Below are 19,627 nucleotides of genomic sequence, written 5' to 3' on the forward strand. Positions count from 1 at the left end.
CATGAGCGTACGCGTCGGCGTGATCATGGGCTCGAAGTCGGACTGGTCGACTCTCTGCCATACCGTCGAGACCCTGGAAAAGCTGGGTATCGAGCATGAAACCAGGGTGGTCTCCGCCCACCGCACGCCGGATCTGCTGTTCGAGTACGCCGAAACCTCCGCCGACCGGGGCCTGGAAGTGATCATCGCCGGTGCCGGCGGCGCCGCCCATCTGCCGGGCATGTGCGCCGCCAAGACGCGGCTGCCGGTGCTCGGCGTGCCGGTGAAGTCGAGCACCCTTTCCGGGGTCGATTCGCTGCTTTCCATCGTGCAGATGCCGGCCGGCATTCCCACCGCGACGCTGGCGATCGGCCGTGCCGGCGCGATCAACGCCGCCCTGCTCGCCGCCGCCATGCTGGCCAACCACGACGAGCGCATCCGCGAGGCGTTGGAAGCCTTCCGCGCCGAGCAGACGCAGCAGGTGCTCGACAATCCCGACCCTCGACCCGAAGACCAGGAGTGACTATGCGTATCGGAATCGTCGGTGGCGGCCAACTGGGGCGCATGCTTGCCCAGGCGGGCGCGCCGCTGGATCTGCGTTTCACCTTTCTCGATCCCGGCGCCGAGCCGTGTGCTGCTGCGCATGGAGAGCACCTGCAGGCCGACTGGCAGGATGCCCAGGCGCTGAGCACGCTGACCGCGACCTGCGACGCGATCACTTTCGAATTCGAGAACGTCCCGGCCGAAGCCGTCGAGCGTCTGGCCGAACAACGCCCGGCCTATCCGCCCGCCTCGGCGCTGGCGACGGCGCGGGATCGCTGGCTCGAGAAGTCGCTGTTCCGCTCGCTGGATATCGACGTGCCGCCGATCGCCCGGATCGACAGCCAGGCCGATATCGACACCGCGGTGGACGAGATCGGCCTGCCGGTGGTGATCAAGACCCGCACGATGGGCTACGACGGCAAGGGCCAGAAGGTGCTGCGCGCGCCGGAAGATGTCGCCGGGACGTTCGACGAGCTGGGCGGCGTGCCGCTGATTCTCGAGGGCTTCATCGATTTCGATCACGAGATCTCGGTGATCGCCGTGCGCGGCCGTGACGGCGAGATCCGCCACTGGCCGGTGGTGCGCAACGAGCATCGCCAGGGCATCCTGCACTGCTCGGTGCCGCAGGTTTCCCATCCGCTGCAGGCACAGGCGGAAGACTACGCCAGCCGGGTGATGAACGAGCTCGACTATGTCGGCGTGATGGCGTTCGAGTTCTTCGTCACCGCGGCGGGGCTGCTCGCCAACGAGATCGCCCCGCGAGTGCATAACTCCGGCCACTGGAGCATCGAAGGCGCGGTGACCAGCCAGTTCGAGAACCACGTCCGCGCGATCGCCGGGCTGCCACTGGGCGAGACCGCACGCCTGGCGCCGTGTGCGATGCTCAACGTGATCGGCGCCTTCCCCGAGCGCGACGCCGTGCTCGCTCTGCCCGGCACCCGCTGGCACGATTACGGCAAGGCGCCCCGCCCCGGCCGCAAGATCGGTCACATCACGGTGCTCGCGGCCGACGACGAGACGCTGACCCAGCGCATCGAGGCCGTCGAGGCACTGCTGGTCAACGAGCTGGGCTGAGCCGGAAAAATCGGCGGTCCACAGCAAAAAAGCCCCGATGTCGATGACATCGGGGCTTTTGCGTATGCGTAAAGTGCGTGCCTGATCAGGCGTCGCGCCTCACTCCTTGTCCGTCGTGAACATGTGCTTCTGCAGATAGTTCTGGATGCCGACCTTGTCGATCAGGCCCAGTTCCGCTTCGAGCTTGTCGATGTGCTCTTCTTCGTCGTCGAGGATCTTGATGAACAGATCGCGGCTGACGTAGTCGCGGACGGATTCGCAGTAGGGAATCGCTTCCTGCAGGTCGGCGCGAGCCTTGTGCTCGATCTTGAGATCGCTCTCGAGCATCTCCTGGCAGTTCTCGCCGATGTTCAGCTTGCCCAGATCCTGCAGGTTGGGAATGCCTTCCAAGAACAGGATGCGCTCGATCAGCCTGTCGGCGTGCTGCATCTCTTCGATGGATTCTTCGTACTCCCACTTGGCCAGCACGCTCAAGCCCCAGTCCTTGTACATCTTGCTGTGCAGAAAGTACTGGTTGATCGCGACCAGCTCGTTGCCGAGCACGGTGTTGAGATAGGAAATGACCTTGGCGTCGCCTTTCATTGTCGTATTCTCCTCATTGCCTCGAGCGATTCGCATCGAGTGATTGGTCTCTGGCGATGGGGAGGCACGTTCCGGCCACGCTCTCCCGTCTGGACCACGCTACCACAATCGGCAGCGTCGATCCGATAGAGGCAGTATCGCTCAGCGAGAGAATAAATGACAACTATTACAGTAGGTTACGACAAGATCTCATCTGCAAGCCGTTGGCAGATGAAAACGCGGCTGATAATGACTTGCGTCCTGAAGTTACGAGTTACGAGCTGCGAAGACAAATATCGACCAACGCTCGACGTTCACAGCTATTTAGTTCGATGCCCGAAGCCAGGCTTAGGAAAGCATTCCGTAATCCAGCTCATACCGCGTAGGCGAGATCCGGATCCATCGTCAGTTCCTGGCTGATCGCCTCGCGCATGATGCTCTTGCCCGTACAGGCGCACTTGCCGCACTGGCCGGCACAGCCGGTCGTCTCGCGGACTTCGCGCCAGCTGCGGGCACCGTCCGAAACGGCATTTTCGATATCGCGGTCGGTGACCCCTACACAGAGACAGACGTACATAAACACCTCGCTTGGCATTACGAAGTGAAATGTAAATTATTCTCATAATGAATCGCAAGACCGAACCGCGAAAAAAACATGGTCAACTTCGCCATCGTTCAGGAGATCCGTGACGCATCCCCCGGCACCCGCACGGCAACTGGCACCAGCACGGCAACTGGCACCAGCACGGCAACTGGCACCAGCACGGCAACTGGCACCAGCACGGCAACTGGCACCAGCACACCGCAGATCATGGCAGCCATCATGATATAGCCAAAGGAATCTCAAAGCCCGGCGGGCCAGATCTCGCCAAGAGCGATCAATTCGTCAAGACGGTCGATAAAGCGCAGTCCGGCCGATACCCTCCCAGGTACCGTCAAGCATGGCATAGGCTAGCGCTGCGACCAGCGCTGCTGGTTCCTGCGCGCGCGCTGCACGTAGGGCGACAAGCGAATCAGATTGAAGACCAAGCGGTTGACCAGTGCGCCCGGGAAGCGCATAGGCCGCATGACATCCAGAAACAGCACCACCCTGACGCCGTCGGTGTCGTTCCACACCTCGTGCTCGTAGGTATCGTCGAACAGCAGACTGCCGCCTTCCCGCCAGTAGCCGGTGTCGTCGCCGACGCGGATGCGGCAACGCTCGCGCGGTTCCGGTACCCGCAGCCCCAGATGGTAACGCATCACGCCCTTGTAGGGGCCGCGATGCGGCGGGATGTGCTTGCCGGGTGCGAGGATCGAGAAGAACGCGGTCGTCATTCCCGGCACGCTTTCGATCAGGCGGGTCGTTTGGGGACAACGCGCGCAGTTGTCATCCATGCGATAACCGTAGCCGTAGAAGAAGAAGGTCTTCCAGCGATCATCCTGGCTGATGCGTGCCTGGTCCTGCGAAATGTCCTGGAAATTTGGCAGCGCATCACGCTCGCGCAGGATGTCATCGAGTTCCGTACGAATGGCCTGCCATTCGGCTTCCAGCGGACTGACCCAGGCAAACTCGGCAGGATCGAAGAAGGTGGGATCGCCTACCCGGGAATGACGGGCGATAAAGCGATCTACCGAGACCAGCAACCTGCGCCCGGTCTTGATGTACCAGGGCTTCCTGCGCTTGGCAGGAGGCCCTGCTTCAGTTGGAGGGGGTGAGGACTCTTTCATGATGCTCGTCTCCTCGTATATCAGCGCAGCACACGCTCGCGCAGCAACCGCCACAGTAGCGGCCAGCCGAACAGCAACGGATAGCGGCGCAAGCGGTCATTGACGGAAATTTGCCGGCCACTGTGGCGTTCCAGCTTCCAGGCTATGTAATCGACACCGTTTTCAAAGGTCAGAACCGCCTTCATCAGTCTGGCGATGTGCAGGATATGTCCCTGTCGGCGTCGCCAGCGCCAGACGCGTCGTCCCCGGCGGCGCTGTGCCGCTTCCAGTACATTGCGATAGTGGTCGTTGCCGGTCGCCGACAGCCCGGGCAGCGCCTCGGCTGCCGCTGCCAGCCGCCCGCGGTATTCCGCCTCCTGTCCAGCCAGCAGCGAGGCCGGGCGCGATGCGCCTTCGGGTCGCAGCTCGACACCGTAACTCAGCGCGAGGGCCTGCTGCCAGCCCTCGGCGGCCTCGAAGGTGTCCGGCAGACAGGGCAGCGCGGCACGCCACAACGCGAGCACCGCCCCGGCCAAGGCGTCGTTCACCCGCATCCGGGTGACTTCATCGCGGCAATAGGCCAGGCGACAGGGCTGGGCGAAGCGCCCCCACAGATAGCTTTCGAACCAGCGTGTCGCTCCCTGTGCGAAGTCATCGAGGGTGATGACCGCGCACTTGGCGCGCAGGCGCCGCCCCTGGGCATCCTGTGCCTCGAGATAGAACACGTTGGGTGGCAGCCAGGCGTTGACCAGCCGCAGCAGACGGCGATCGTAGACGGCGGCGTAGCGGTCGACCAGCGCATAGAGATCGACCACGCCATCACCCGGATCGTGGCTACGCAGGCAGGAGCCGTAGAAGAGCACCGCGCAGGTAGCCTGACCAAAACGCTCCTGCACGCGGGCCACCAGCGGTGCCACCCCCTCAGGCTGCGGACGGGCGGCCTGTTCGGCCACCTGAGCGACCAGCGCCGCGGGCGGAGATAAATGGAGGGTTCGCATGGGGCCTCGGAGGATGGACGAGAAAATCATGGGAAGACGAGAAAATCGATCGCCAGCGTCGCCGATAGCTCGATGGCCTCGCCAGGTTCGGCGCGGAAGCGTTCACCGTCGAGGATGCCGCCTGCATCGAGCTCCAGACGCAGCGACGTCAGGTTGCGGCTGGCATAGCCTTCCCCGTCGCGTACGGCGCGGCCGCCACGCCCGCGCAGAATGGCCGGCAGGCGCCGCCACAGAGCGCGCGGTGGGTAGCGTACGGCGGTAAAATGCAGCGGCGCGGACTGTTCTCCCCAGAACGGTCGCGAGCCCAGCAGCAGCCGCTCGAGGGTCGATACCAGTACCAGCAGGTAACGGCCTTCCAGCACCTCGTCGCGATCCAGCACCAGCCGGCACGACGCAGCAGGCAGCAGCGGATGGGGCCGGCCACGCAGCATCGACACCATTACCCGCAGGAAGGCCAGGCGTGGCCCCCATGCGCCCGCTACCGGACCGCAACGTACCCGGCTGTTGAAGTAGTCGACGCCGGTCTGGATCGCGCCGCTACCGAAGAACAGACCATACTGCGCCGCCTCCGGGCGCCCCAGCGCCAGGCGCACGAGGGGGCGGGAACAGGAGTGCGGCTCCGGGCCCCTGCGTTCGAGCCAAGCCGCCAGCCTGGTCAGCGCGACAGGCGGCTGGCAGCGCGTGCCGAGATCGGCGGCGCTCATGTTGGTCGTGCCACCGCCAATTACCAGCAGCTTCGGCAAGGTCTCGGCCGGTAGTGCCAGGTCGCGCAGCAGGCCGGTCAGGGCCGCCTGCAGCGTGCCGTCACCCCCCACCACCGCTATCAGTTCGACACGTTCGGCATGAAACGCACGCAACGTCTCGACAATCGCCTCCGGCGTCGTGGCCTCGTGATAGACGAACAACGCCGCCTGCTGCTCGGCAATGCGGCGGATCGCCTCCAGATGGCGGCGGTTGCGCCCGCTGTGCGGATTGCACAATACGCCAACCCGGCGCGGGAGATCAGCGGGATGAAGCATCGGAGGTACCCTACCCGCCCGAGCGGATGGCGGGAAAGGTGAACCAGCGTACCATCAGCGGATGGCGTCCGGCGCGCGGGTCGTCGCTGTATAGCCAGGCCCGAGGCGGCTCGCCCTTGGCGCGGGCCAGCAGCCCTTGCGCGAGGCGCACCGCCAGGACCAGTGTCGAGAGCAGTGTCCAGAGCGTGACCAGGACCAGGCCGATATAGGGCAAGCCTGCCCACCAGGCCAGCGTCAACAGGATCAGATTGGGGTTGCGGCGCGCGGTGACCAGGCGGTTGACCGAGTCGAAGGGGCGCCAGGTGAACATCGAGAATGGCGCCGCGAACTTGAACCCTCCCTCGCACAAGCGTCCGCCGACATAGCCGATCACGGTCAGCCACAACAGCATCGTCACATCCGCAGTGCCGGCGGCCAGACCAACGCCCCAGGCGATGTACCACAACGGCGGGTGGACCAGGTCCAAGGCGTGATCGAAAACGTTGCCGAAGCGGCTCGACGTCAACGTCACGCGGGCCAGCTTGCCGTCCACCGTATCGAGGAAGGTCATGATCCAGCCGGCGAGCAGGCCGGCGCCGAACTCGCCGTACCCGAACAGCACCCCGGCCAAGATCGCCAGCACGTAGCTCAGCGACGTCACGTGATTGGGCCGCAGCCCCCAGCGCACGCATAGCCGGGTGACGGCGCGTGCCGGCAGCGGCCAGGCCCATTTGGTGACGAGATCGGTCACGCCCTTGTAGGCGGCACTGAACAGGGCGTTTTCGAGACGTCGGCGTGCCGACGCCGACACCCGGGCCACCCAGGGCGTATCGAACTTGCGCAGTTTCGACTGCTCGCTGCTGGCCACGGCGGGAGGCGCCAAGCGTTTCAACGCCGACAATGGCCCATTGGCCAGGGAGGGGCGCGTATTCGGCGGCCACTGATCGGCGCATGCCCGTACGGCGACTACGCTGTCATCGCTGGGGTCAGTGAGCGCGAGTTGCCCGGTTTGGCTATCCAGCAGGCCATTCAGCACGCGTTGATCGTAAATGTAGTCGGCGCGCAGAACGAGGATATCGGTGCCGGGCTGATCGCTGCCGGACCCGGGGGACGTGGCGTCATCCGCGAGGATCACGTTGGACAGCGGTGCCAGCGATTTCACCAGCCGCTGACGAGGCGTCAGACCCCATAACTGGACAGGCGAATCCTCTTCGAAATACACGCGTATCGTCATCATGCCACCAATGATCCTTTTCCTTTCAAAATCCTGCGATTATATTATGCCGATGACGACGAAGGCACCCCCGATTTTCGCTGGGCAAGATATGTCGCTGTGCCTGGCGCATCTCTCCGACCCCCATCTGACCTCTTTCGACATGCCGCCATGGAAAGAGTTGTTCAACAAGCGTGCCTTAGGATACTGGGCTTGGCGACGCAAGCGCCGGCACGTGCATCGGGCGGAGGTACTGGCGGCGCTTGTCGACGACCTGCGCGGTGCGGCACCCGACCACATTGCCGTGACCGGCGACCTGACGCATCTTGGCACGCCTGCCGAATGTCGCCAGGCGCTGACGTGGCTGCAAGCGCTGGGCGCACCGCATGCCGTCTCCGTCGTCCCCGGCAATCATGACGCCTATGCGCCGGCGCCATGGGCCGGCACCGTCGGGCTGTGGCGTGACTACATGCATGATGAAATGCGTGAAACGATGGGCGACGCAACGGCGCCGAGTGATGCACCGCTTGTGCCGCGCTTCCCCTTCGTTCGCTATCGTGGACCGGTCGCGTTGATCGGCGTCTCTACGGCAATACCCACGCACTGGCCCTTGGCTACCGGCGCGCTTGGTGATGCACAGCTCGTCCGTCTGGAGCGCTGTCTGCACCGGGCGGGGCGCGAGGGTCGCTTTCGTATCCTGTTGATCCATCATCCGTTACAGCACAACGCCGTGAACTGGCGCAAACGCCTCACCGATGCGCCGGCGCTGCGTCGCGTACTGGCACGCGCGGGCGTCGAGCTAGTCCTGCACGGTCACGCCCATTGCCGCATGGACGCCTGCCTGCCCACGCCGCACGGGCAGGCAGCGGTGTTCGGCGCGCCCTCGGCCTCGCTGCTGCCGAACGACGACGTGACGAAGGCGGCCGGGTACACGCTGTTCCGCATCGCGCGCCAGGTGGATCGCTGGACCCTGACGGCCACGCACCGCTCCCTGAGTGAAGCCGGGCGCTTGCACGTCTGTTCGAGCGCGACTTGGCACTGGGCTTCAGTCCCGTAATGCGCCAAGAATTCGGATAGCGGCAGGCCGGGTTGAAACGGGATTCGACTCAATAACCGCGTTGCATTCAGAAACTGCATCCACCGGGTAAGCCTTTGTTCAGGTCAAGATGATACATTCAAAAGTGAATGAGCAGGGTAAAATTGCTAAAGTCGAGTGCCGTAACGAAAGGCAGGTAATGCTCGGCTCTCAGACACTCGGCTCTCAGTACCATGGAGCCTGCGCCCGCCTCCCTGGTCTTCATGTACACCATCACATCATGCACACCACCATACAGACGAGACATCGACCCACCATGCAGCAATCGAATCCTTCGCGGCCACGCCAAGCCATCCTTCTCAGCGCCGGCCAGGGCAAACGTCTATTGCCTTATACCGAACATTGTCCCAAGTGCCTCATTCGCCTTGGCGACAAGACCGTCATCGAACATCAGATCGATCATCTGCTCGCCGCCGGTTTCGAGCGGATCACCGTCGTACTCGGCTATGGCATCGAACAAGTGACGCAATGCCTGCATGATCGCTATGCAGATGATCTGGTCGATATCGTCTTCAACCCCTTCTATGAGGTCGCCGATAACTTGGCCAGCTGCTGGATGGCGCGCGAGGCGATGCGGGAAGACTTCCTGCTGCTCAATGGCGATACCCTGTTCGACCAGCCGGTGGTGGAACGCTTGCTGGAGGCGCCGCAGCATCCGGTCACCCTGGCCATCGACCGCAAGGCGCGCTATGACGCCGACGACATGAAGGTCAGCCTGCACGGCGATCGCCTGGTGCGGGTCGGCAAGACGCTCGATCTGGATACGGTAAACGGCGAGTCGATCGGCATGATGACCTTCCGCGGCGCAGGCGCGGCGCTGTTCCGCGACACGCTGGAACGTATCATGCACGACCCTGAGGCGCTCAAGCGCTGGTATCTGAGCGTGATTGACGAACTCGCGGCAAGCGGCAACATCTTCGTCCAGTCCATCGAGGGGTTGCGCTGGGCGGAACTCGACTTTCCCAAGGATCTCGAACAGGCGCGCGATCTGGTGACTCGCTGGCAGACCCGCGACGCGGCGGTGGAGGCCGCGCGCGGCTGAACGTCTTCTCTCCTTCTCGGACCCGTCGGCTTCTGCGAGCGCCGCCAGACTCCTAGCCGATCAGCGTTCGCCGGCGAGAATCGCTTCGACCAGTTGCCGGTCGGCAGGCGTGTCCACGTCGACGGCCGCCTCGGCGTGATCCAGCACTACGGCCCGGATGCGTATACCGAGCCGGCGGGATAGCCTGTCCAGGGCCTGCTCGAGCGTCAGACGTCCGAGCAGGTAACGCAGCACCGCCCCCCAGCCCAGCGCTCCGCCGATGACCCGCCAGGGCCGCTTGCGTTGCTGCTCGACCTGGCGCCAGAAGTCGGCGAGCGCGCGGCCTTGCGGTGTGGTGAAGACAAACAGGTTGCAGCCGCAGTAGGGACCGTCGGACAGCCGTATCGCCGTGCGTCGCGTATCGGGGAAGCGCCTCGTCACTGTCTCCAGGCGTGCCACGCCCACCACGAAATCGCCATCGCTGGCCAGGGCGCGACCGACAAACGCGGTGACGATGGTCGGCGTCAACAGGGCATGATCGGCGGTGGTCACCATGACCGGCACGTCATCGGGCAGCGACCGCAGGGCGGCGCCGACGCTGGCGCTGGGCGTCGCGGCATTCTCCACCCAGCTCACATCGTCGCGGCCAAGCAGCTCGCCAAGCACCGGATCGTGTTCGATGATCGCCGCCGACGGTCCGGCCAGACAGATACGCGCGATACGCGCACTGCCGTCGAGCGCGCCGAACACGCGACGCAGCATCGGTACACCGGCGACCGGTGTCAACGCCTTGCAGGCGACACCGGCCTCCCGCGTGACCGGATCGTCGGCGCCGCGATCCGCCGCCAGCACCACGGCCGCAATCTGCCCTTCAGAGATGCTTTTCATAGAGACGGTAACGTTTGTAGAGGTCGGTTCCGATATGCTCGAGGATATTTCGCATGCCAGCGTTGTCCTCGAGTATCCAGGACATTTCCACGGCTTCGATGCCATGGCGGATGAGCGACGCCTGGATCGACTCGATCAACACCAGGGCAAGCGTCGGCCCGAGGCGACTGAACTGGTATTCACTGCGTACCCCCATCAGCGGCACGCGTCCGGTCTTTGGCCTGCGCACCTTGAGTCGCCATAGCAGACGCAGCCAACCCACCGGCCACAAGCGTCCGTGCAGTGGCGCGATCGCCTCGTTGAGGTTGGGCAAGCCGACAATGAACGCGACGGGCTTGGCGTCGATCTCGGCGATCTGGATCAACTCCGGCGGCACCAGCATCTTCAGGCTGGTGCCCAACTCGTTAAATTCGGCTTCGGTGAACGGTACGAATCCCCAGTTCTTTGCCCAGGCGTCGTTGAAAATGTCGCGTAGAATATCGAGTTCTTCGTCGAAGCGGTCGCGACGCAGGGGGCGTAGGTGAATTCGTTCGCGCCGACGATCGATCATGCGCCTCATCGTTGGCGTAAAATTCACGCCACGTGTCGACATCCAATAGGCGAGCAGATCCTTGGCGGGCGTATAGCCTTGCGCCTCGACGTGGGAGGCATAGTAGCGCCCGGCATGTCCCATCATCATCGAAGGCGGCCACTCGAAACCGTCAACCAGCAATCCGCACTCCTCGTTGATGGTCAAGTTGTAGGGACCGGTTATGTGCCGCGCGCCACGCTCGCGCAGCCAGGTCTCCGCAGCGGTGAACAGCGCCGCGAATACGGCGGGGTCGTCGATGGCGTCGAGCATGCCGAAATGGCCGCTATCAGCGCCGTGATACTGGCGGTGGAGGCTGTCAGTCTGGGCACTGATCCGCCCTACCGGTCTATCGCCAGACCAGGCGATGAACCCCTGCCAGGTGACATGGTCGAAGGCCGGGTTCTTGGTCAGATGCAGGCGTCGCTCCAGGTGCAGCGGTTCAACCCATTGCGGATCATCCCGCAGCAGGTCGCCCGGCAAACGCACGAAGGTAGCCAGATCCCGGCGCCCTTTGACCGGCCTGACGTCAATCTCGGCAGGCGAGTGACGGGGGGCGGCGTGATGATGAGTGTCGGAAGAGACACGCACTTCGGAAGGAGCGTTACTATTCACGTGAAGCCTTAAGCATGCCATCGCCTCACACCGAGCAGCATGATGCAGCGCGACAACGGAATTCGGCGGGATGGGAGGCGATCGAAAGCCGTAGCCAGACAAGCGGATCGCTTCAGGAATTTTGCATCGGATGCCGCATCATAGGTATCTTCACGCATCACTGCAACGCGAAGGCGTCTGCGGTTACCATGAAAGGCGTCTGCGACTACCATGAAAAAGGAAGAAAGGTTGCCTGGTGATTCTCGATAGATGGCTAGATATATTAAGCCGTCATTAAGGTTTTATTCGTTATACTCGGTATACGGCAAGCAAAGGTGAGACAAGGATCGTGCATACGCAACCACAAGCCGAGCCGAACTCGACGATGGTGAAGTTCGGTGCTCCCGACAATATCGTGCATGACTATCGCCACTGGAGCGTGCTGTTTCGCGAGGCCCAAGTGACCGTGGGCGCGCTGGTGCTGATTGCCAAGGGACCGGAAACTGCCTTTCCCGACCTGCCCCGCGAGGCATTCACCGAGCTGGCCGAGGTGACTGCCGACATCGAAGCCGCTCTGGGCCAGGCTTTTGCCTACGACAAGATCAATTACCTGATGCTGATGATGGTTGATCCTCACGTCCATTTTCATGTGGTCCCTCGCTACGCGACGCCACGCACGTTCGATGGCCATGATTTCGCCGATGCCGGCTGGCCCGGCCCCCCCAGGCTGGATGTCGTCAATGCCAGCGACGCTGCGCTCAATGCACGGATACAGTCAACGATCATGCAGTATTGGGCATGACCATTGTATGACATGCCGCAGCCTCCAGGATCGCCGCCGGCAGATCGAAGGTCTGTGTCACACCGCGCGCAGAAACAAAGGTATATCGAGCCGGTCAAGGCCATCCGGGACACTACCACTGACTATGGTGTGTCCAACGGCTACGCATTGTCTTTATAACAACCCCCTCTGCTTCGATGATCGAGACTCTCCTCAATAATGACCGAACTCTATATCACCAAAACGTCAACACGGAACCCGCTTCCCCAGCGGCTGGCCGATTTCACCACTCTGGCCGAAGCGCTCGACTATGCCGCGCAGGGTGTGACGGGCTACAACTTCCACGATGGCCGCGGACGCCTCACCGCTCCCTTGCGCTACGCCGAGCTGCGTCAGCGCGCCCTGGCGGCGGCTTACCGTCTATGTCGCCTGGGGTTGAAACGGGGCGACAAGGTGGCCATTATCGCCGACACCAGCCCACTGTTCATGGAGATCTTCTACGGTTGCCAGTATGCGGGCTTCGTTCCCGTACCGCTGCCGATCAACATGAGCCTTGGCAACCATGCCAGTTATGTCGAACGCCTCGCGCGCCTGCTGCGCAGCTGCGAGGCTCGCGTTGCGGTTGCGCCCGCCGAGATGCAGTCTTTCCTGGCGGAGGCCGGCAGCGAACTCGATCTGCTGTTCAGCGGGGGCGACGAGGCATTTCTTAGGCTCGATGCCAATGTGCACGCTCTAGAGCCTTCGCGTCCGGATGAGCTGGCCTATTTGCAGTACACCTCGGGCAGTACCGGCTTTCCGCGCGGCGTGATGATCGACCAGGCCACCGTAATGGCCAACCTGCGCGGGATCGTCACCCACGGCCTGGGGGTGCGCCCGGGCGATCGTTGCGTCTCGTGGTTGCCGTTCTACCATGACATGGGGCTGGTCGGTTTCGTTCTCGGACCGATGGCATCACAGCTGTCGGTGGATTACCTCGGTGCCCGTGAATTCGCCATGCGACCGATGCAGTGGCTGACCCTGCTCAGCCGCAATCGCGGCACTATCGCCTTTGCGCCGCCTTTTGGTTACGACATCTGCGCTCGCCGCCTGCGCAGCGGCGATCTCGAACGCCTCGATCTGTCGAGCTGGCGTGTCGCCGGCATCGGCGCAGAGCCGGTACGTACCGATGTTCTAGAACGTTTCGCCGAATGCTTTGCGCCTGCCGGCTTCGATTCGCGGGCCTTTCTGCCCTGCTACGGTCTGGCGGAATGTTCCTTGGCAGTCAGCTTCGCGCCGCTCAGGCAGGGCATCGCCATCGAGCGCATCGACCGTGCCCATCTCGAGCATCATGCTCACGCCCGCCTGGCATCGGCATGTGGGGATATGGCTGTCACTAGCTTCGTCAACTGCGGTCACGCGCTGCCTGGCCATGAAATCGTGATTCGTGATCAGCAAGGCAACCCCCTGCCCGAGCGTGCGGTGGGTCGCGTCACCGTGCGCGGCCCTAGCGTCATGTCGGGGTATTTCCAGAATCCCGAAAAGACTCACCGGGTGCTCCGTAACGGCTGGCTCGATACCGGCGATCTGGGCTACCTGACCCCGGATGGGCTGTTCATCACCGGGCGTCATCGCGACCTGATCTTCGTCAACGGCCGCAACATCTGGCCCGAGGATCTTGAGCATCTCGCCGGGCATTACCATGGCGTCCGGCACGGCGATGTGGTCGCATTCACGGCGGCAGCGGACGACGAGGAGGCGGTTGTGATGTTGGTCCAGTGCCGTCTCAGCGACGCGCAACGCCGACACGAACTGATCAATGAGCTGACCAGCCGGATACGCAGCGATTTTGGTGTCGCCTGCCGGGTCGTCCTGCTGCCCCCGCGCTCGCTGCCGCGCACGTCTTCCGGCAAGCTTTCGCGCAGCGAAGCGTCCAAACGTTACCTGCAGGGGGGCCGCGAGTCGCTGGGCCTGGCATCGCCAGCCGAGTCGCCGGTCGGGACCGGTGCTGCATCCTGATCCTATGGCCATGAGTGTCGCGCTTACCGGAGCCACCGGCTTCATCGGCCGCCGGCTGCTCGCCCGGTTGGTCAAGAATGGCGTGCAAGTGCGTGCCTTGACGCGGCGCATGCCAGCCGAACCGGAAGGTCCGCATATCCGCTGGATCAGTGGGTCGCTCGATGACACGGCGGCACTCGAGCGGTTGGTCGAGGGGACGGACACGGTCATCCATTGCGCCGGCGCGGTGCGCGGTGCCAATCACGCCACGTTCCATCGCATCAATGTCGAGGGCAGCGGTCGGCTATTCGAGGTGGCGCAGCGTCAGCAATGCGCCCGCCTGCTATTGATGTCGTCGCTGGCCGCGCGCCATCCCGAACTCTCCTGGTATGCCGCCTCCAAACGCCAGGCCGAGCAACGAGTCGCGTCGTCAGCGCGGCCGGCAGTGACGGTATTTCGCCCGACGGCGGTCTATGGACCGGGGGATCGCGAGTTACACCCCCTGTTCGAGATGCTGATGCGCGGCTGGCTGCCGACGGCCGGCCCGCAAGAGGCGCGTCTGTCGTTTCTGCATGTCGACGACCTGGTGGCCGCAGTGATGGCCTGGCTGTGTCACTCCCCGGCTGGTGCTCCCGTCGACGGCGGTCCCTTCGAGCTTCACGATGGCTACCCGGACGGCTACACTTGGCCGCGCATCGCCGCGATCGGCGCTACCGCGCGCGGTGCTCCGGTACGCCGCCTGCCGATTCCTGCCGGCGTATTGCACGGCATGGCGCTTGTCAACCTGGTGTTGGCGCGTGGGTTGCGTCGTTCGCCGATGCTCACGCCTGGAAAGTTCCGCGAGCTGAGACATCACGACTGGACATGCCATAATGGCCCGCTCACCCGCGCGACCGGATGGGTACCGCAGATTACGCTGGAGCAGGCACTTGGCGATCGCCGGCAGTGGGCGGCGGACTGACTTACTGCCTGCGGACATACTCTTTCATCACAATGATCTGGCGCACGTCGCCAGCAACGGGCATAGCACGCATGACCCAACACAAACAGATTCTCGAGCGGTTGATGGTACATCTCGAACGCCTGGCGCCGCCGGACAGCAATCTTCGTCCCGACATCGACCTGGTCAGCGAGCTGGGACTCGACTCGGTCAAGGTGATGGACCTCATGCTGGATGCCGAAGACGAATTCGATATCTCCGTACCCCTGAACGTCCTCGCCGATATCCGCACGCCCGACCAGTTGGCCCAGGCGATCAATAAGCTGCTCGAGAGCCAATGATGTCTCTGTTTGATAAATTCCAGTCCCTGAGCGATGCGCGCCACGCCTTGATCCAGACGAAACCCAGCCCGATCGGCACGCACATCGACGAAGTCCTGTCGTCCACCGAAGGCCGCGTAGACGGCAGGTCGGTGATCCTCGCCGGCACCAATAACTACTTGGGACTGACTTTCGATCCCGACTGCATCGCGGCGGCACACGACGCACTCGATCGCGAAGGCACCGGCACCACCGGGTCGCGCATGGCCAATGGTAGCTACGCCAGCCATGTTCACCTCGAGGAAGAGCTGGCGCGTTTCTTCGCCCGCCCTTCCGCAGTCGTGTTCTCCACTGGTTACGTGGCCAATCTCGGCCTGATAGGCACTCTGGCCGGCCCCGACGACGTCATCATGCTCGATGCCGACTGCCACGCTAGCATCTACGATGCCTGTCGCCTCACCGGCGCTGACATCATTCGCTTTCGTCACAATGACGCCAGTGATCTCGAGAAACGCCTGCGCCGTCTGGGCGAGCGCACCGCCAATACCTTGATCGTGGTTGAAGGCATCTACAGCATGCTAGGGGACCGGGCGCCGCTGCGCGAGATCGTCGCCGTCAAGCGCCGGCATGGGGGCTACCTACTGGTCGACGAGGCCCACTCGCTGGGGGTGCTGGGCGCCCATGGGCGTGGCCTGGCCGAAGCCGAAGGCGTCGAGGCCGACGTCGATTTCGTGGTCGGCACTTTCAGCAAGAGCTTGGGAGCCATTGGTGGCTTCGCCACCAGTCATCACCCGCAACTCGACATGATCCGCTACGCCAGCCGGCCGTATATCTTCACCGCCTCGTCGTCGCCGGCGACGATCGCGTCGGTACGCACCGCCCTGCAGATCGTCCATTCGCGAGGTGAACTCCGCCAGCGGCTATGGGCCAATGCCGAGCGTCTGTATCACGGACTGGCGCGGCTCGGCTTCGAACTGGGGCCAGAGCCAGGCCCGGTGGTCGCCATCCTGTTGGGGTCGCCCCAGCAGGGTGTCGCCTTCTGGCACGGGCTGCTCGACCATGGCGTCTATGTCAATCTGGTACTGCCACCAGCCACGCCAGGCGGCCGGGCGCTGATGCGCATCAGCGTCAGCGCAGCCCATGATACGACCCAGATCGACCAGATCATCGCCGCCTTCGCCGCCTTGAAACCCATGCTCGACCATCACGAGCCCGAGTGAGCACCGGCGGTCGTCACGACCGCCCACGGATCGCACATGCGTCTGCTTTTTGCATTTTTTCGCCTCTATCCCCAACGCACGATCATGATGTTGATCTGCTTGCTATTTGCGGGCATTGCCGAGGGAATCGGCTTGACCACGGTGTTACCGCTGCTATCGGTGGCGCTGGGTCAGAACGAGCACCCTAACGCCTTCTCACAGAAAGTGCTTGATGTCATGGACGCTATCGGGTTACCAACCACTGTCGGCGTAATCCTGTCGATCATTGTCATCGGCATGACGGTCAAGAGTGCCCTGGTCCTGCTGGCCAACCGCCAGGTCGGCTATACCGTCGCCCGGGTCGCCACCGATCTGCGCCTGGATCTTATCCATTCGCTGCTGGCAAGCCGCTGGGAGCACTACCTGCGTCAGCCCGCCGGCGGCATGGCCAATTCGGTGGCTACCGAAGCCACCCGCGCCGCGACCGGCTACGAGCACTGCGCCAACGCCATCTCGCTATTCATTCAGATCATCGTTTATGCCATCGTCGCACTGATGATCGGCTGGCAGGCAACGATGGTTTCGCTCGGACTTGGCGTACTGATGTCTGTCATGCTGTATCGGCTGGTCCGCGCCTCCAAGCGCGCTGGCAAGAAACAGACCCGGCTGATGCGCGAACTGCTTTCGCGCCTCACCGATACGCTGGGCTCGGTCAAGCCGCTCAAGGCGATGGCACGCTACGATGTCGCCGACGCCCTGCTCAAACGCCAGACCCACAAGCTCAACCGCGCGATGGAGCGTCAGGTACTGGCTCGCGAGGGGATGAAGGCCATTCAAGAGCCGATCCTGACGCTGTTCATCGCAGTGGGTCTCTATCTGGCTCTCGTCGTGTGGGGACTTTCGCTGCCGTCGGTAATGGTGATGGTATTTCTGCTGGCGCGCGTGGTCATGCAGCTCAACCAACTGCAGCGGCGCTATCAGCAGATGCAGACTCAGGAGAGCGCCTACTGGGCGTTGAAGGACGCGGTCCAGGCAGCACGCGACAATGCCGAGCCGGTCAGCGGTGATCTGCGCCCGACCCTCGAGCGTGAGATTACCTTCGAGAAGGTCCGTTTCCACTACGGCGACCAGGCAATCCTGAACGTGACCGACCTGACCCTCCCGGCGCGCTCGTTCACTACCCTGATCGGCCCCTCCGGCGCTGGCAAGACCACCCTGCTCGATATCCTGTGCATGCTGCTCGAGCCCAGCGCCGGCCAGGTGCGGATCGACGGTGTACCGATCGACCGGCTCGACCGGCTCGCCTGGCGCCGCCTGATCGGCTATGTGCCGCAGGAGACGCTGCTGCTGCACGACAGCGTGCTCGCCAACGTGACGCTCGGCGATCCCACGCTGACCGAGGCGGACGCCGAACGCGCCCTGCGCCAGGCCGACGCCTGGGCATTCGTCAGCCAGATGCCCGAGGGGATTCATGCTTCGGTGGGCGAGCGCGGTTCACGACTGTCGGGCGGTCAGCGTCAGCGCATCGTCATTGCCCGCGCCCTGGCCCACCGTCCCAAACTGCTGATTCTCGATGAAGCGACCAGCGCGCTCGACATGGAAGCGGAGGCAGCGATCAGCAAGACCCTGCAAGGCCTGAAGAGCGAACTGACCATCGTCGCCGTGTCCCACCAGCCGGCGCTGATGCGCGCCGCCGACCGGGTCTATCGGCTCGAACGGGGGCAATTGGTGGCGGTCGAGATCGGCGACAACAATCTTGCATATCAACCCGCCTGAACCGATTCGACGACGGCGTAGGCATGGATAGGATGCCTTGCGCCGTCGTTTCGCTGCTGGCCGTCACATTGAACTCGCCTTTCCGTCAGGGTTCAGTTTCTCTGTCCGGGCAAACTCGGTCGGCAACAGCAGTTGCAGATAGCGCTTGGCGCTGCGTTCCAGGCTGAACTCGCCACCGCGCCGGCGCAGCGTCTCCGCCGGCAGCGGCGCATCGAGCGTGCGCGTCATGGCCGCGGTCAGCGCCTCGATGTCATCTACCGGCACCAGTTCGCCAAAGCGCCCGCCCTGCAAGATTTCCGTCGGACCGCTGGGGCAGTCCGTGCTCACCACAGGGCAGCCGCAGGCCAGCGCCTCGATCAAGACATTGCCTAGCCCTTCGTAATCGGAAGAGAGCACGAACAGCGCCGCCCGGGAAAAGGCCGCATAGGGGTTGTCCACGAAGCCGGGCAGTGCCACATCGCCACTTACTCCCAGCGTATGGGTCAGCGTTTCAAGCCGGGGCCGCTCGGGCCCCTCGCCCAGGATTATCAACCGCACCGCACGCTGTTCACGCAGCCGGGCGAAGGCGTTCAGCAGCAACGTAAAGTTCTTCTGTGGCACCAGTCGCCCCGCCGCCACAATGACCGGTGATCCATCATCCTCCAGCCACGGATGCGGTGCCGGCGCGGCGGCACGGACCGCCAACCCCGGCGTGACCACTGGATTGTAGACGGTATCGATGGCGCCGCGCGGCAGCCCGGCGGTAATCGCCAGATCATCGGCGACACCATCGGAAACCGCAGTGATCGCATCGGCCCGTGGGTAGGTGCGTGCGATCAGCGGCGCAATATGACGCCAGCGCCACTTGCGGCTGAGCATGATGGACCGAGAAAGCTGAGTACGCTCGCTGATGACGACACGGGTGGGCGCGCCGCTCAAGCGCCGAGCCCACAGCGCCAGCAGATTGGTGGGCGTCTTGGCGGCGAGCAGCGCCGCCGGGCGCACGCTGGCCAGATAACGAGCCAGATCGGCCAGATAGGGCTGGACGGGCGCCGGATGCCGCGTCAGCAGCACCGGGCGCGCCAATGCAGTGAGGCCGGCGGGGTCCATGCGAACGAGCTCCAGCCGTGTGACTAGATCGCTCCGTGGCTGGAGCGTCACGATGTTGACGCCTGCCGGTATCGCCGATAGATAAGGGCCTTCGGCACGACACAGCACCAGATCCACCGGATGGCCGGCAGCGCAAAACGCTTCAGCCAGATGAAGTATCGAACGGCCTACGCCACCGGCAGCAAGCGAAGGCAATAGCAGGGCAATCCTGGGGAGTTGTTGTGTCACGCAAAAACCGGGCTCATGGTCGAATCGGCGCCAACGCTGCTTTTTGATTTATCGTAGTGTAGCATGCCAACAAACCGCTTTAGGCGCGCTTAATGAAG

Annotated in this window: 20 protein-coding genes; 10 read left to right on the forward strand and 10 right to left on the reverse strand. The window is 63.5% G+C overall.

The window, feature by feature from the left end; genetic code table 11:
• The first annotated feature begins 1 nt into the window (after nt 1).
• Together purE and BC443_RS00935 are read left to right on the forward strand one after the other, a co-directional pair.
• The gene (gene purE / locus BC443_RS00930; protein ID WP_071229955.1) at nt 2-502 is read left to right on the forward strand and encodes a 5-(carboxyamino)imidazole ribonucleotide mutase; all 501 of its coding nucleotides are present in this window, start codon (nt 2-4) and stop codon (nt 500-502) included.
• 2 nt (nt 503-504) lie between these two features.
• A complete protein-coding gene (locus tag BC443_RS00935) occupies nt 505-1,596 on the forward strand; it encodes a 5-(carboxyamino)imidazole ribonucleotide synthase (RefSeq protein WP_071229956.1) in 1,092 nt (363 codons plus the stop codon).
• Between the two features lie 99 nt (nt 1,597-1,695).
• On the opposite strand, the gene bfr is transcribed toward BC443_RS00935, so the two are convergent.
• The 7 genes from bfr to BC443_RS00965 form a co-directional block, all read right to left on the reverse strand.
• Nucleotides 1,696-2,178, reverse strand: coding sequence for a bacterioferritin (bfr, locus tag BC443_RS00940; RefSeq protein WP_071229957.1), 483 nt, complete (start codon nt 2,176-2,178; stop codon nt 1,696-1,698).
• A gap of 352 nt (nt 2,179-2,530) precedes the next feature.
• Nucleotides 2,531-2,734: a bacterioferritin-associated ferredoxin gene (locus BC443_RS00945; protein ID WP_071229958.1), complete on the reverse strand. Its 204-nt coding sequence runs from the start codon at nt 2,732-2,734 to the stop codon at nt 2,531-2,533.
• Nucleotides 2,735-2,832: 98 nt separating this feature from the next.
• Entirely contained in the window at nt 2,833-2,982 is a 150-nt protein-coding gene (locus BC443_RS18070; RefSeq protein WP_170835831.1) for a hypothetical protein, read from the reverse strand.
• Between the two features lie 126 nt (nt 2,983-3,108).
• A complete protein-coding gene (locus BC443_RS00950) occupies nt 3,109-3,867 on the reverse strand; it encodes an aspartyl/asparaginyl beta-hydroxylase domain-containing protein (RefSeq protein ID WP_083387136.1) in 759 nt (252 codons plus the stop codon).
• A 20-nt stretch (nt 3,868-3,887) separates the two neighbouring features.
• Nucleotides 3,888-4,844 carry a hypothetical protein gene (locus BC443_RS00955; RefSeq protein WP_071230012.1) on the reverse strand — a complete coding sequence of 319 codons (957 nt, stop codon included), beginning with the start codon at nt 4,842-4,844 and terminating at the stop codon, nt 3,888-3,890.
• Between the two features lie 26 nt (nt 4,845-4,870).
• Nucleotides 4,871-5,863, reverse strand: a complete 993-nt coding sequence (locus BC443_RS00960; protein WP_071229959.1) for a diacylglycerol kinase family protein — start codon at nt 5,861-5,863, stop codon at nt 4,871-4,873.
• Between the two features lie 10 nt (nt 5,864-5,873).
• Nucleotides 5,874-7,079: a CDP-alcohol phosphatidyltransferase family protein gene (locus BC443_RS00965; RefSeq protein ID WP_210766220.1), complete on the reverse strand. Its 1,206-nt coding sequence runs from the start codon at nt 7,077-7,079 to the stop codon at nt 5,874-5,876.
• Between the two features lie 88 nt (nt 7,080-7,167).
• Between BC443_RS00965 and BC443_RS00970 the strand changes: the two genes are divergently transcribed.
• Both BC443_RS00970 and BC443_RS00975 read left to right on the forward strand, forming a co-directional pair.
• A complete protein-coding gene (locus tag BC443_RS00970; protein WP_282097185.1) occupies nt 7,168-8,112 on the forward strand; it encodes a metallophosphoesterase in 945 nt (314 codons plus the stop codon).
• 295 nt (nt 8,113-8,407) lie between these two features.
• A complete protein-coding gene (locus tag BC443_RS00975) occupies nt 8,408-9,193 on the forward strand; it encodes a phosphocholine cytidylyltransferase family protein (RefSeq protein WP_071229961.1) in 786 nt (261 codons plus the stop codon).
• A 60-nt stretch (nt 9,194-9,253) separates the two neighbouring features.
• Here BC443_RS00975 and BC443_RS00980 read toward each other — a convergent pair whose 3' ends face one another.
• Together BC443_RS00980 and BC443_RS00985 are read right to left on the reverse strand one after the other, a co-directional pair.
• On the reverse strand, nt 9,254-10,060 hold the full coding sequence (locus BC443_RS00980) for a nucleotidyltransferase family protein (RefSeq protein ID WP_071229962.1): 807 nt from the start codon (nt 10,058-10,060) through the stop codon (nt 9,254-9,256).
• Nucleotides 10,044-11,243, reverse strand: coding sequence for a hypothetical protein (locus BC443_RS00985; RefSeq protein ID WP_204352986.1), 1,200 nt, complete (start codon nt 11,241-11,243; stop codon nt 10,044-10,046). Before BC443_RS00985 ends, BC443_RS00980 begins: the two co-directional genes overlap by 17 nt.
• 328 nt (nt 11,244-11,571) lie before the next feature.
• On the opposite strand from BC443_RS00985, the gene BC443_RS00990 reads away from it, so the two are divergent.
• The 6 genes from BC443_RS00990 (at nt 11,572) to BC443_RS01015 (ending at nt 18,212) form a co-directional block, all read left to right on the forward strand.
• A complete protein-coding gene (locus tag BC443_RS00990) occupies nt 11,572-12,024 on the forward strand; it encodes an HIT family protein (protein WP_210766221.1) in 453 nt (150 codons plus the stop codon).
• A 198-nt stretch (nt 12,025-12,222) separates the two neighbouring features.
• Nucleotides 12,223-13,998: a fatty acyl-AMP ligase gene (locus BC443_RS00995; protein WP_071229964.1), complete on the forward strand. Its 1,776-nt coding sequence runs from the start codon at nt 12,223-12,225 to the stop codon at nt 13,996-13,998.
• Nucleotides 13,999-14,008: 10 nt separating this feature from the next.
• Nucleotides 14,009-14,938: an NAD-dependent epimerase/dehydratase family protein gene (locus BC443_RS01000; RefSeq protein WP_210766222.1), complete on the forward strand. Its 930-nt coding sequence runs from the start codon at nt 14,009-14,011 to the stop codon at nt 14,936-14,938.
• A gap of 71 nt (nt 14,939-15,009) precedes the next feature.
• Nucleotides 15,010-15,258 (forward strand): acyl carrier protein, encoded by a 249-nt coding sequence (locus BC443_RS01005; RefSeq protein WP_071229966.1) that lies wholly within the window; start codon nt 15,010-15,012, stop codon nt 15,256-15,258.
• Nucleotides 15,255-16,457, forward strand: a complete 1,203-nt coding sequence (locus BC443_RS01010) for an aminotransferase class I/II-fold pyridoxal phosphate-dependent enzyme (protein WP_210766223.1) — start codon at nt 15,255-15,257, stop codon at nt 16,455-16,457. Before BC443_RS01005 ends, BC443_RS01010 begins: the two co-directional genes overlap by 4 nt.
• 36 nt (nt 16,458-16,493) lie before the next feature.
• Complete coding sequence (locus BC443_RS01015) at nt 16,494-18,212, forward strand: ABC transporter ATP-binding protein (protein ID WP_071229967.1); 1,719 nt, start codon at nt 16,494-16,496, stop codon at nt 18,210-18,212.
• A gap of 63 nt (nt 18,213-18,275) precedes the next feature.
• Here the strand turns inward: BC443_RS01015 and BC443_RS01020 are convergent, their stop codons facing one another.
• A complete protein-coding gene (locus BC443_RS01020) occupies nt 18,276-19,529 on the reverse strand; it encodes a glycosyltransferase (RefSeq protein ID WP_071229968.1) in 1,254 nt (417 codons plus the stop codon).
• Nucleotides 19,530-19,627 lie beyond the last annotated feature (98 nt).

The sequence above is a fragment of the Salinicola sp. MIT1003 genome, assembly GCF_001858555.1.
Classification (GTDB): Bacteria; Pseudomonadota; Gammaproteobacteria; order Pseudomonadales; family Halomonadaceae; genus Salinicola; species Salinicola salarius.